This window comes from Dyella acidisoli, from assembly GCF_030160295.1.
Taxonomy (GTDB): domain Bacteria; phylum Pseudomonadota; class Gammaproteobacteria; order Xanthomonadales; family Rhodanobacteraceae; genus Dyella_B; species Dyella_B acidisoli.
The window spans coordinates 1-13,832 of record NZ_BSOB01000024.1 but is presented as its reverse complement, the minus strand read 5'-3'; the positions used below and the strand labels follow the sequence as shown (position 1 = coordinate 13,832).

Below are 13,832 nucleotides of genomic sequence, written 5' to 3'. Positions count from 1 at the left end.
CCCAGCTGAGGCGAGACGCTAATCAGGACTGGCCATGAGCAAATATGCACAACCTACGGACGCGACGACATCGCCAACTCGAACGAACGCTTACGCGCCGCGTGATCAAAGATATTCGCCGTCAACATCAACTCATCCGGTCGATGACGCTCGATGAACGCAGCTAACCCTTCTCGCACTGTCTCCGGTGAACCCACGATCGCACACGCTAACGCGCGTTCCACCATGTATTTCTCGGCCGGCGTCCAATAGCTTTCCATATCGTCAATCGGCGGTGGAATAAGCCCCGGGCGTCCGCGGCGCAGATTGACGAAGCTTTGCTGCTGCGTGGTGAACAGCCGCCGCGCTTCGCTATCCGTATCGCTGGCGACCACGTTTACGCAAAGCATGGCGTAAGGCTTATCGAGACGCGCAGATGGCTTGAAATCGCGCCGATAAAGCATCAAGGCTTCGTCCATCGCATCTGGCGCGAAGTGCGAGGCAAAGGCGAACGGCAAGCCCTGCGCCGCGGCGAGCTGAGCACTGAACAGGCTTGAACCCAACAACCACACAGGCACATCGATGCCCGCACCGGGAACAGCGCGCACGGTTTGATCAGGCGAGGCGGGCTCGAAGAATGCGAGCAGTTCATGCACATCGTTCGGGAAGGTTTCGGCGCCTTCGTAATAACGTCGCAATGCGCGCGCAGTCGCCTGATCCGTACCAGGCGCACGTCCAAGTCCCAGATCAATGCGTCCCGGATACAACGAAGCCAGCGTGCCGAACTGCTCAGCCACCTGTAGCGGTGCGTGATTGGGCAGCATGATCCCGCCTGCACCTACGCGGATACGCGACGTGCTGCCGGCAACATGACCGATCAACACGGCCGTCGCGGCGCTGGCAATGCCGGGCATGTTGTGGTGTTCGGCCAACCAATAGCGGTGATAGCCAAGCTGCTCCGTCCACTGCGCTAAATTCGTCATGTTCGCGAAAGCTTCAGCTGGCGTGCTGCCTTCGGTGACGGGGGCGAGATCAAGTACGGAGAACGGAATCATGCGAGAGCCTCAGCAACGAAGCCTGCAATTTGGGGACGGTTCACCGTAATGCCAGGGCTTGCTGCCACAACCGCCTGGTTGCCTGCAACGGAAGCGATAAGACGTTTTTCAAGCGCCATCCGTGTGATGCCTGTCACAAAAAAGCAGACAAATGGCCTGATCTAACCAAATTTTGATGACCGTGAGCCATCGGTCGTTAGACTCGACCCCCGCCAGCGAAATCCAGGTGCGTCATTCCCAGGATTGGTACCGTGCGGTTTCACTCGAGGAACCGGCCGGCGTACGGCGAGATGATCTCGGCATGTCGATCATCTACGCAGTACTCAAGATCTTCGCTGGTTTGTAAACGGCTGCTCACATCATCTTTCGCGCCTCGGCGCTCAGGGGAAGACGATAGGCCGCTCTACGGACGACCTTCATTGGTGCTCGGAAAAGCACGACCAAGCCCGGTTCCGCATCTTTTATTTGCGGCGCCGCCGTTATGTCGTGGCAAAACCCCTGCGTTATAGCCACTACTCAAACCAGGCGAAGGAGCGCCGATGCATGTGAATTTGAATCAATGACAAAACTTGCAACCGTTACGAAAAAACTACTTGCTCCACTTGCCATATCCATCTCACTCTTCACCGCTTCCGCACCGTTTGCTCCGACTGCAAACGCGCAGGCGGCCGTAACACTCAAAGCGCCGATCTATGGCGTAACACTGGATGATCTGTCCAACATCAACGCCATCATCACGTCGTTGAGCAAGCTGCCCTACCGTCCCACCGTTCGCGTGGTATTCGATCCGGGCACTACCGCTGCCGAGTACTACCCTTCCCTGGTCAAGCTGCACATGGTCGCCAACGTGATGGGCGAGATCATGGATTCGTATTACTTCCCGACCGACATCAACACCTACACTGCGCGCACCAAGGAACTGGTCAACGGTTTGAACGGCACGGTGGACGTGTGGGAAATCGCCAACGAGATCAATGGCGAGTGGCTGCGCCAGAATCCGGACGGCACTAACAGCGTCGTCAATGCAGAAGAAACCCAGATCGGCCAGATGGTCGCCGCGGCCAGCTCGATTGTGAAAGCCGCAGGTGGCAAGACCGCAGTCACGCTGTATTACAACGACGACAGCAAGGGCAACAATTGCTGGGAAAAACCGCAGGATTACTGGAAGACCTGGCCCACCACCTTCCTGCCTGCAAGCGTGCGTCAAAGCGCCGACTATGCGCTCTTCAGCTACTACCCGTACCAGGACTGCCCAGGACTGTCGCCTTCGTGGAGCTCGGATTTCAGCGCACTTGAGAGCATCTTCCCGAATGCGAAGGTCGGCTTCGGCGAAATCGGCACATCCAGCACTGGCGCTCCTTCATCGGTGCAAACGGGCCTGATCAAGTCCTACTACCCGATGGTGAACAGCTTCAAGGATCCGAAGTTCATCGGCGGCTTCTTCTGGTGGTATTACGCCGAAGAGATGGTGCCGTACACCAAGACGTACTGGAGCACGCTCGATCAGACGATTGCGCCGCTCAAGGTTCCACAGTAATGGCATGACGCCCTCCCCTGCTTGCAGGGGAGGGTTACGTAGGTTGGGATGCAAGCCACAACAAGGCTATGCACATACATCGCAATGTTGGGGTTTGCACCCCAACCTACAATACTGCGCCGCTCCCTTGCCTAGGTGGAGGGTGCAGCTTTTTTCGCGCTTCCTAGCGCTTCATTACCCCCTCCATTTCCGGTAGATAGCGCAGCTCGAAAAACACGCTGTCGCCATCGCACGGCGCTCGCTGCGTCAATGTCGCACTCGCTTCGGCCGCGTTTAGCGACGACGCGCTGAACGCCTGGTCACCGCCGATCTGGTGAAATATCTCGAAAACCACGCCACTCGCATGCGAAGCCGCGCATTGGCTTGCTGCGTCGAGATACAGCTTGCGTTCTCCTGCACCAAGACGAGCAGTGCCTGCGCCATCCTGCACCCACACACGCACGCCGCTGCGTTGAATATCTTCAAGCAACTCGGCATAGCGCAACGGCGTCATGTTCCCCGCGAAAAACGAACTCACGTACACCGGCCGCTGCGCAATGCGATCCAGCTGCTGGCGCTCCAATGCGAGATACGCCTGCAATGGCTTGCGTGCATCGGGATCGCGCCAGCGCTTGTCGTCGATCTCGATCGGCAGATACCAGCCGGCGATGGCCTCCGCACCCAGTTCATCGACCCATTGGCGAGCCACTGCGTCGTTACGGCGCAACAGCGTGTGCAGATAATCGCCGAGCGCCGCGGTGGGCACCTGCTGACGCTGGAAAAACGCGGGATCGCTATTCAGTCCGAGCACAACGCGCAGCCCGGAAGCACGCGCTTCACGCACACGCTGCAGCAGCCACGCGTGCGCCTGTGGATCACCGAAGGCATCGCCGTATTCCGTCCACTGCACCACAAGCGTATCGAAGCCTTGTCCACGCAATTGCGCGAACAGCGTAGGCCACTGTGCTTGCGCGACATCACGATCGCGCAGCTGCGGCTGGTAGATGATCGCTGTGGTAGCGCCGGCCAACAGCGGCATCAGCAGCCACAGCAGAGCAGCCAGCCTTAGTAATGCGCGCCTCACCATTGCGTCCTCAGAATCAGGAATACCGCGTTTCGCTCGCGCAAGTAGCTGGTGAACGCGTGCTGGTCTTCTATCGCCACGCTGAAGCGATGCGGGTAAGCGTCATAACGCGTTTCGCCGAACCACAGATTCCATTGCACGCCGAGTCCGACGCGTGCGTCGCGGGTATAGCTCAAGCCCTGTGAACGATCGATACCGGTGTACTGCAGATGGACATAAGGCTCGATGGTTTGTCCCTGCACCAATTTGTCTTGCAGGCCAAACCGGTAGTCAAGCGTGAGTACGCTTTGCTTGGACCGAAGGTAATGCGCGAGATCGACATAGAAGTTCTGCGTGAACCATCCCCATCCGCTTGCGTGCCAGTCGTCGGTAAGTTTTGGACCGAACGACCACGAACCGCTTGCACGCAGCATGGTGTCGTTGTGCGTATCACGATTGTTGCTGGCCGGTGTTTGTTGTTCAACGGATAGCACGATGTTCTGCGAGATCAGTGGTTTCCAATGCAGGCCCACGCCCAGCATCACCGCATGCACCGGCCACACCGCGCTACTGCCATCACTACCGGCGAAAAGACGCGCATAGGCAGCCAGCGTATTGGTGTCCGCGCCAGAAAGCAGGCGGTACTGCGCTTCCAGTTGCGCATAGCTGCGGTAGGAAACACCGGGAGCCGCCGTGTTGGCGGCTGAAGATACGGTATCGCCCAGCGACATATCGGCGTTGAAGCTCCACTTGCGGCCAAGATCTTCGTGCAAGCGGCGCAAGGCAAAGCGCTGATCGTCCTGATCGCTCGCGTTGCCATCCGTGCCATCTGTGCTCGGCTCACTGGCTGCATCGAACTGATCGATCGCCTGTGTGGCATACCAACGCGCCTGCGCGGTATCGCCCAGTTTCTGGTGCACGTACAGCAATTGGCGGGTGAGCCCGGCATTCTCCGGATCAGCCTGATGCGCTCGCTCGAACTGCACCACGGCCTTGTCCGGTGCCCCGGCTTGCAGATAGGCATAACCCAGCGAAGCAGCCAACTTGCTGTCGTCAGGCGCAAGTGCGCTGGCATGCTGCAGTGAAATCAGCGCCTGTTGCGAATCACCCGCCTGGCTTTGCAGTGCCGCCAGGCGCGCGTAGTAACGCGCATCCGGCTGCAACGCCACGGCATTTTCCAGATCGTTGCGCGCCAACGCCGGATCGTGCGGTTCGTCGGCCTGCGCGCGCAACCACCAGTAATTGCCGTCTTTCTTACCGCCTTGTGCTGCATAGGTATCCAGCCACGAACGCGCTACCGCCGTTTCGTGAATGGTGAGCGCGGTGGTTGCCGCGGCGATCAGGTCTGCCGGCTGCATGTGCGCTGCCGGTACCGAGCGCCAAGCCTGCAAGGCTGTTTCGTAGTCCTGCGTGCTATAGGCCTGGTAAGCCAACGCGCGGGTGGTTTCGCTGTCGAAGCTGCGCTTGCCGGCTTCGGCATACGCGTATTCGGCCAAGCCGGGCCGCTCTTTGCCGTAGCAGTCGCCGAGCTGACGCCACGATTCGGCAGGATAGTCCGGCGACAGATCCGCCATCACCTGACGAATACCTTCACAGTCGCGCAGCGCGCCAAGGATATGCAACTGCTGGATGCGCAGTGGCATGCTTTCCAACGGACGCCGCAAGCGCGCGTGGTCGTCCGGCGAAAACAGCGCCGGCTGCTGGCCGGCCAATACAGCCACACGGGAAAACAAGGCTGCTGAATGCGGATTACCGGCAAACGGATACGCATCGAGCAGCAATTGCTTCGCCTCAAACGTTGCACCGGCTTCCAGCAAGCGATAGCTGAGCGGATCAAGCAAACGGTACCCCTCCGGCTGCGCGATCAGGGCTTCGGCCTGCGATCTTGCTTCGGCATACCCGCCCTGCTCCATGTCCAGATCGAAACGCTCTTCGCGAAAACGCTCCGCCGGCAACCGCGCAAGCATGTTGCGTGCAACTGCATGATCGCCACGCGCCATCGCCAACGATAGCGACAACTGTGCCTGCCATGTGGCATTGGCGGGATAACGCGCCGTGTAATGATCCAGCAACGCCGGCTGTTCGCGTGCAGCCATCGCCAACAGATTCACCCATTGGCGTTCGTCCTTTTCACTTGTGAAGACGGGCTGACGCGAAGCCATGTATGACGCGAGCAATTTACGATCACCGTGACTGCTGATCGCCAGCGCCATGGCTAGATCCTGCTCCGGTGCATCCAGGCCACCACGCGATTGCAGCTGGCGCGCAGCGTCGAACTTGCCGAGATTGAGCATCAGCGTGAACCATTGATGGCGCTCGTCGACACTAGTCTGGCCTTGTGCATCCAGCTCCGCTAGTTGCGTCTCGGCACGCTGATCGTCGCCTAGATAAATCGCGCGTTGCACCAGGGCGTGACGCAAAGTAAGCCCTTCCGGGCTGCGTGCGAAATCGGGTGCACTCAGTTCCGTCTCGGCTTTGGCGACATCGCCCGCTTGCAGATCAGCAAAGCCGCGTTTGGCACGGCACACCGGCCGGTTGTCGCGGCTGCAGTCGACAGCCGGTGCCGCTGGCGCAGACAAGGCAGCGTGCAGTCGCGCATCCTTCGGCGTGTAGTGAAGCTGTTCGTTCAACACCGCTTGCGCACGCTCCGGATGACCAAAATGCCGATACGCCTCAGCCAGATCCAGGGCGGTGTCCACACTTTGCGGTGCCAGTTGGCGCGCCTTCGTGAATTCAGCAATGGCAGCATGCTCGTCGCCCGCGCGCAGCGCTGCATAGCCGGCCTGCCGATGCGGATACAGCATGAAATTCTGGTAGCGGCTGCTATCGCCATTCGAATTCTGGCTCTCTGCACACCATGGCCACACGGACGCCATCACCAGCAACGCCAGCGCACAACGGGCCGGCAGCTGCCGTTTCATGAGGCACGCCCCACCGGCCCGAACGTGGCCCACTCCTGCTCGAACAGGCTCGCAACGCTCGGCTGCAGGGATGCTTGCAGCTTCAACAGGCGATTCAAGGTTTCCGGACTGATCACCCCCTGATCGATCAAGAACTCGCCCAGGCGCTGTTCGCTGCGCGCGTAACTGAGCAGCAGCGCCTTGAAGGCGACTTCATCCAGCAATCCTTGCGCAACCAGGATCTCGCCCAGCATGACCTGGCGCGACATATAGTCGTTCCACAGCAGCGATACACGATCCCGACGGATCAAGCCCTTGTCTGCAGCGGCGACGAGCAGACGATGAGGATCGCGCTCACCGTCGCGCACTTGCGCGTACCACAGACGTAAGCCGACCGTGACCTGGCCCTTGTGCGCGATCACGTAGCGAACCCGGCGTTCAAGCTGGCGCGCGATGGCGGCCAGTGAGACGGGATCGATGTATGACTCGCTCGCCAGCACCAGCATGCCGGCGTCCACGCGCAGAGGCACAACTGCGTAGTGCAGCGCGATCTGCCGCGGGACGGTATTCAACAGCTCACGCGACAACCTGGATGGATCAACAGACTCGCACGCCACACCGATCTGCGCGGCGGTCTGGAGGGCCAGTTCTTCGGCCGTGATCCGGCCCTCGTGGATCATCGAGCTGCCGAGCTGCAGACCATCGATGCGATGCAATTGCGCATCGTGCAACTCTGCTTCCGAGATGGCGCCATTCGCCACCAGCATCTCGTCCAGTGAATGCTTGGCGCGGTTCTCACCGCCAATGCTTGGAAAATCGTGCGTGGTCTTGTCCCAGGCCACGCGCCGCGGATCGCCGGTGCGGATGATCTGGCTGATGGCACGCCAGTTGGCCATGAAATTGATCAGGTTGCCCCACAACAGCCGAGGGATCGACAACAACCCCTGCTTCGCACCGTAATAGCTGGACACGAAAATGATCCGCTGCAGCATGCGATTGCCCATCAGGGAGATATTCGCTATCAACACCGCATCGAACCACGGTCTACCCTCGAAGATCGACATGAAGCGCGGCGCATCTGGCCACACGACCTGCAACAGACCGATCAGTACCAGCTGCGCCATGATCAGCATGGCGGCGAAACTAACGAAGTTGTTGATGGCGCCTTTGCGATCACGCCACAGGAAATAGTTCAGCACCAGGTTGCGTTTCCATCCGTGCGTGCGATAGCCCTGATAGACGATGCCGATGATCCAGCGCGACTTTTGGCGCACAGCCGTGGCCAGGCGATCAGGGAAGTATTCACGCACGCAGACCACATTCGCTTCGCGCCGGCTTTGGCCCAACTGTCCACGCTTGGGATGGCGCTGATAGCGCAACACCGGGAAGCGCACGAAGATCTCCGCCATGCCGCGTTCTTTTAAACGCAAACCGATGTCGTAGTCCTCGGTGAGGCTTTGCGCATCGAAGGCAATACCATTGCCGTCCTCGATCAACGCAAGAATGGCGCGCCGGCTGAAACAGGTGCCGACGCCGGCACTGGGTACCTGACCGGCCAGCGCTTCGCGCACTGGTATGTCCTTCCCGTGCAGCTCGGCGAATTCGTCCAGATAATGCAGGCTGGTGAAGTTGTTCCACTGCCGCTCGAACGGATAGACCGGAATCTGGATCAGATCCTTGCGGTGCACCAGGTAGTTGAACAGCCGCAGTTCGTGTTCGCACACGACGTCTTCCGAGTCGTGCAGGATGAACCCTTCGAACGTCACATGCGCGCGGCGCTCGAACTGCATGATCGCATCCAGCACATTGTTGAGGCAGTCGGCCTTGCTGGTCGGCCCCGGACGTGCGCACACCACTTTGTGCACGTTGGGAAAGCGTGCACAAACTTCGTCGACGTCAGCCTGCGTATCCGGATCGTTCGGATAGGTGCCGACGAAAATGTGGTAGTTCTCGTAATCCAGGGTGGTTGCCGCCAGCTCGGCCATGTGCCCGATCACGCCGGTTTCCTTCCAGGCCGGCACCATGATCGCCAACGGTCTTTCCGCCGGACGGTACAGCTCGTGGTAATGCGTGTGTTCGCACGTGTAGTAGACGAACAGCGAACGCCACAAGCGCCGGATCCAGTAAACGCTGTCGATGAAAAAATCGTCCAGGCTGCTGATCAATATCATCACCGCGATCACGGTGACGATCACACTCAAGCCATAGAGATAACTCGTAAATGCATCCAGCCACCGCATGGGAGGCCTCCTTTGCTCAGATTGCTTCGCGCTTGCGTTCGTTACCTGCCAATGCATCCCTGAGCCGATCGACCACGCGCACGCTCGCCGTGCCATCGCCGAACGGATTGCCGGCGTGCGCCATCGCACTGTATGCGTATGAATCTGACCACAGCGCTTCGACCTGATTGACGATGGTGGTACGCCGCGTGCCAGCCAGCCTTGCGCAACCGGCTTCGATCGCTTCGGGTCGCTCAGTTTCCGTGCGCAGCACCAACAGCGGCACGCCGAAGGTCGGCGCTTCCTCCTGCAAGCCACCTGAGTCAGTCAGCACCAGCCATGCGTCGATCAATGCCTGCTGCATCTGCAAGTAATCCAGCGGCGGGCACAGGCATACATTCGTCAAGCCACCCAGAATGGCGTGCACAGGCTTGCTCACCGTCGGATTGAGGTGCACCGGAAACAGTACCTGCAACTCGGGGTGGTGGTTGGCGACATCAGCGATCGCATAGCAGATCTCGCGCAAATCGCTGCCCCAGTTTTCGCGCCGATGCGCCGTGACCAGCAGATATCCGCGCCCTCGTATATCGCGCTTGATGCCATAGCGCTGCACGGCCCACTGCTGCGCGTCGATCACGGTATTGCCGGTGACGCTGATGCGATCGCGTGGAATGGCTTCTTCACGCAATGCCTGCGCGGCACGCTCGGTCGGTGCAAAGTGGAAACTGGCAATGCGGCTGATCATCTGCCGCAAGCCTTCTTCCGGAAACGGCCGCTCCAGATCGTAGGTGCGCAGGCCTGCTTCGATGTGCGCGACGGGAATGTGGTGATGGAAACCGGACAACGCACCCAGGAAGGTGCTTTCGGTATCACCCTGCACCATCACCAGCGACCACGCCGTATCGGCCATCACTCGATCGAGCAATCCGCGGCAGCTGGTGCTGAATTCGCACAGACCATCGCCACTGCGTTCCAGCGAGATATCCGGATGAATGTCGAAACATCCGAGCATCTGGCGCGCCATCTCGCCGTGCTGTCCGGTATGCAGCCAGTGCGGTCGCGCCCATCCACTGTTGCGCAAGCAGTGATATAGCGGCGCCAACTTGATGATCTCCGGGCGCGTGCCGGAGATGATGAGTATGTCTTGCATAGTCCACCCCCCTTGCAGAGTGCAGATACCACCCTGCTTTGCAGACATCCCTGCCTCGCCCCCTAAACGCTCCTGACTCGAGCAGCGGACAGCGGATCTGCCGAATGGATGGCATCGGTCGACTCGCTGGGACAAGCAGCGCAAGAAGCTACTTTGTGCGTATATTGCCAACTACAAGTTAAGCATACACATTAAATTCATCATATTTTCGTTAAATGCTACTTGACTCGATCCAATGAATTTGCTAGTCGACAAATGAAACGCATCGACGTAAGCTCACCTCCGGCGAGGCGTTCCATCTTCACGGGACAGGGGCCTGCGCATTCGGAATGTGATCGCACCACGGCAACGCGCGCGAGCGGCCGTTGCTACGCATCGATTCCATGACAGCGTTGTAGGGGGCTTCCATGATCAGACCATCACTCCGTGGCCTATCCACGTTGAAATCGTTCTTCATCGGTGTAGCACTTGTACTTGCCATGCCAGCGGGTGCGATGGCGCAGTCCCTCTTTAGAAACGCCCACGTACTTCCCGCGCCACCGGCACCGCCGCATGCGGCGCTGCCAAAACATTTGACGATCAAACTGACAACGTCGAGTACTTCGTCGACATTCAACGTCGCCGCGACAGCAGCACTGACCACAGCACCGAATGCCTATGCTGGTGCACCTGGTGCAAACCCGAACCAGAACACGCTGGTGCTGTACGACAGCACCGGTCAATGGGGATGGCTGGGCGAAGCCTATGCTGTGATGGCCGGCAATCTGGTCACGCATGGCAGCAAGTACACCATGCACGAAGCGGTGAACTACGTTGCCGGGGAACTCAACGGCTACACAGGCCTGGTCTATATCGGCTCAACTTACGGTGAACCCTTGCCCACCGCCTTGCTGGACGATGTGCTGGCCACCACCAAGCCGGTGTTATGGATGAACGACAACATCTGGCAGTTGTCCGCGCGCGCGACGAATTTCGCGGGACAGTATGGCTTCACGCCGCAGTTCTTCGATTTCTCCAACACGTTGACGGTGACCTACAAAGGCGTGCCACTGATGCGCAATTCGCTGGCGGTTCCTTCCGGCTTGTTGCAGACGACGATCAACGACGCCACCAAGGCACAAGTGCTCGCCGTCGCCACCAATGACACCGGCGGCACAGTCAACTGGGCTACGAAGGGCGCCAACCTCACCTACATCGGCGAGATTCCCTTCAGCTACACCGGGCCGAACGATCGCTACCTTGCCGCCATCGACTTGATCGGCAAGGTCTCCAATCCGAACATGCCATCACGCAAACGCGCACTGGTGCGTATCGAGGACGTTGCGGCGAACGACAGCCCTGCCCAGTTGCGTGCAATTGCCAATTATCTGTACAGCAAGAACGTGCCGTTCAGCGTCGCGTTGATTCCGTATTACATAGATCCGAACGGTTTCTACAACAACGGCGTGCCGGTTTCGATTCATCTGTACCAGGACACCGGTCTGGTGAGTGCGTTGAAATACATGCAATCCCATGGCGGCACGATGATGATGCATGGCTACACGCATCAGTATTCGAATATCGACAACCCTTACACCGCCGTCAGCGGCGATGATTTCGAGTTCTATACGGCGCACATCAACTCGGCCAATTCCGTGATATTCGATGCCCCCGTGCCGGTCGATTCCATGTCGTGGGCGCAAGGACGCATCACCAGCGGCTTCCAGGAATTCGCGAAGGCCGGCCTGCTTCCTCCCACGATCTTCGTGCCGCCGCACTATGCCGCCTCGGCCATCGATTACGTGGTTTTCCATACGCAGTTCAAAGCCATGTCACAGCGCGACCTGTATGCCATCGGTTGGTGCCCGAATGGCGCATGCGGCACAGGAACGCCTGATTACACGCGAATCTACGGTCAGTTTTACCCGTATATGGTGCGCAACATCTTCGGCTCTGTGGTACTACCCGAACAGCTGGGCGATGTCGAACTGACGGAATACAACAACAATCCGCCGCGTTTTCCGGCCGACATCCTGTACAGCGCCAACTGCAACACGGTGATCCAGGACACCGTGCAAAGCTTCTTCATTGACCCGACCCTGGACATCAGCTACTTGAAGCAGATCGTGGAAGGGCTGCAGGCAATGGGCTACACCTTCGTCTCTGTGAGCGTGATTATGCAGGGTTAACGGTTCATCGCCGAGGCTGTCCCCTGCATGCCCCGGCATGAAGAGCCCCCTTCCCGAGGGAAGGGGGCTCACTTTTAGAACATCATTCGTTTTTAGAACAGCTTCGCTCAGAACATCTGCTGCTGCGGATATTCCGCCATGAAGTCGTTATCCCAAAGAAAATTGGTGAACGACACGGTGACCGAGATATCCAAGCCTTCCACGAAGTGCCAGCAGCCCACCGGCAGGAACAGCACCTCGCCCGGATTCAAGGTGCAGGAAAGTACCTGCACATCCGCCATGTGCGGATAGCGCTGCAGGTCGATCTGCCTTCCATCCACGTGCGTAAAGCAATGCTCGTGGTTGTAGACATGCCCGATCTCGCAAGGCGGCATCATCAGGATGCGCTTGCGGCCCAGCACCTGTGCCATGAAGTTGTTGGTGAGGTCGTGATGGAACGGCGTGATGGTGCCGGCTGGGCCGAACCATAGAAAACCTTGCGTGGCGCCCTCGCCGTTCAAGTATTCGGGAATCTGCACGATGTCCTGCCACAATTCGGCCAGCGCCGTGCGATTTTTTCCCTCGTTGTAAGCCGTCATGTAGAAATCGTTGCTGCGGCCGGCGTTGCGCACCATCTCCACGTAATCGCCGAACAGCATCGTTTTGCGATGCGCGGTTTTGCGCAATTCGTATTGCGCATCGGTATCGCGTCCGAACTGGATCTCCACTTCACGATCGCCGCAGCATTCCTTGAAGTAATCCAGGCTCCATGTGGTCATCGCGGGCCAGTCTTCCATCATGCCGGTGATGATCACCGGGCGGCCAGCGGTGTAATACGCGTCGAGAAATTCCTCGCGCGAGAGCTTGTGCCGACGCGGCACATCGATACTGCGCAGGCGGTTCATATGACGCTGCGTTTCCAGTACCCAATCGTGTTTCGCCAAGCGATTGCGCAAGCGTTGTGCGCCGGCCAGATACGGGCTGGACATTGCCTGCTGCACTTCTTGCACGGCCTCCTCGTGCGGAATGCCGGCGTGCAGCATCTGCTCGTAGATGCTCTGCGGCGGACCGTTCAGCAGCAGATTCTCCGCAATCCACCGGCGCCACTCGTTGTCGACATGGACCACCGGCCTCAACTCGACGTTCGCCATGACATCCCCTCGCGTGTTGTCTAGCCGTGTTAGGGGCGAGCTTAGCGCAGCCCTGCTCGCCGCGACGTGGATTGTGTTGGGGAAATGACAACGATGTCCAGGGGTGTTTTTCTCCCCTCTCCCGGGGGACTCGATTGGTGTCTCGCCTCAACTGGGCATGTCGTGTGTTGGGGGATTGCCTGCGGCGCTTTCGGACCCTAAAGGGCCCGAGTCACTTTTCTTTGCTGGCCCAAAGAAAAGTAACCCAATGAAATGGCCTAACAAGCTCACAGCAGGGGAAAGGTAAAAGCCTGAAGGATGTCGCCTTGCTTTGATCGTTGGTGGGCCAAGCTTCCACTACCCCGCTATACCGCGAGGCGTCGAAGCGCTGAGGACTTAAAGCAGATCGGGCAGATCTCAGCAAACCTCAACCTTTCGGAGGGCGCGCCTTAAGCCCTCAATGCTTCGACGCTTCGCGGTATAGCGGGGTGGTGGAAGCTTGGCCCGCCAACAATCACAGCAGGGCGTCATCGTTCAAGCTTGTAACTTGGATGCGCCATGAGCTCTTCAGGCCATTTCTTTGGGTTACTTTTCTTTGGGCCAGCCAGTACTGTCCGGTAAAAACACCCGTCACCATCGTTAACCGACTGATATTTCGTTAATAATCATCCGT

Annotated in this window: 8 protein-coding genes; 2 read left to right on the top strand and 6 right to left on the bottom strand. The window is 58.9% G+C overall.

Features of this window, described 5'->3' with window-relative positions; all coding sequences use genetic code 11:
- Positions 1-53: 53 nt before the first annotated feature.
- A complete protein-coding gene (locus QQJ86_RS13115) occupies positions 54-1,034 on the bottom strand; it encodes an LLM class flavin-dependent oxidoreductase (protein WP_284321406.1) in 981 nt (326 codons plus the stop codon).
- Positions 1,035-1,593: 559 nt separating this feature from the next.
- Between QQJ86_RS13115 and QQJ86_RS13110 the strand changes: the two genes are divergently transcribed.
- Positions 1,594-2,571 (top strand): hypothetical protein, encoded by a 978-nt coding sequence (locus QQJ86_RS13110; protein WP_284321405.1) that lies wholly within the window; start codon positions 1,594-1,596, stop codon positions 2,569-2,571.
- A gap of 163 nt (positions 2,572-2,734) precedes the next feature.
- Here the strand turns inward: QQJ86_RS13110 and QQJ86_RS13105 are convergent, their stop codons facing one another.
- Genes QQJ86_RS13105 through wecB form a run of 4 tightly spaced genes read right to left on the bottom strand, consistent with a single transcriptional unit; the run spans position 2,735 to position 9,882 of the window.
- A complete protein-coding gene (locus tag QQJ86_RS13105; RefSeq protein ID WP_284321404.1) occupies positions 2,735-3,637 on the bottom strand; it encodes a DUF4434 domain-containing protein in 903 nt (300 codons plus the stop codon).
- Complete coding sequence (locus tag QQJ86_RS13100) at positions 3,631-6,534, bottom strand: NfrA family protein (protein ID WP_284321403.1); 2,904 nt, start codon at positions 6,532-6,534, stop codon at positions 3,631-3,633. Before QQJ86_RS13100 ends, QQJ86_RS13105 begins: the two co-directional genes overlap by 7 nt.
- Complete coding sequence (locus tag QQJ86_RS13095) at positions 6,531-8,753, bottom strand: glycosyl transferase family protein (RefSeq protein ID WP_284321402.1); 2,223 nt, start codon at positions 8,751-8,753, stop codon at positions 6,531-6,533. The genes QQJ86_RS13100 and QQJ86_RS13095 overlap by 4 nt, the downstream gene beginning before the upstream one ends.
- Before the next feature lie 16 nt (positions 8,754-8,769).
- On the bottom strand, positions 8,770-9,882 hold the full coding sequence (gene wecB / locus QQJ86_RS13090) for a non-hydrolyzing UDP-N-acetylglucosamine 2-epimerase (protein ID WP_284321401.1): 1,113 nt from the start codon (positions 9,880-9,882) through the stop codon (positions 8,770-8,772).
- A 407-nt stretch (positions 9,883-10,289) separates the two neighbouring features.
- On the opposite strand from wecB, the gene QQJ86_RS13085 reads away from it, so the two are divergent.
- On the top strand, positions 10,290-12,050 hold the full coding sequence (locus QQJ86_RS13085; protein WP_284321400.1) for a DUF2334 domain-containing protein: 1,761 nt from the start codon (positions 10,290-10,292) through the stop codon (positions 12,048-12,050).
- Positions 12,051-12,157: 107 nt separating this feature from the next.
- On the opposite strand, the gene QQJ86_RS13080 is transcribed toward QQJ86_RS13085, so the two are convergent.
- Positions 12,158-13,180, bottom strand: coding sequence for a cupin-like domain-containing protein (locus QQJ86_RS13080; protein ID WP_284321399.1), 1,023 nt, complete (start codon positions 13,178-13,180; stop codon positions 12,158-12,160).
- Positions 13,181-13,832: the final 652 nt, after the last annotated feature.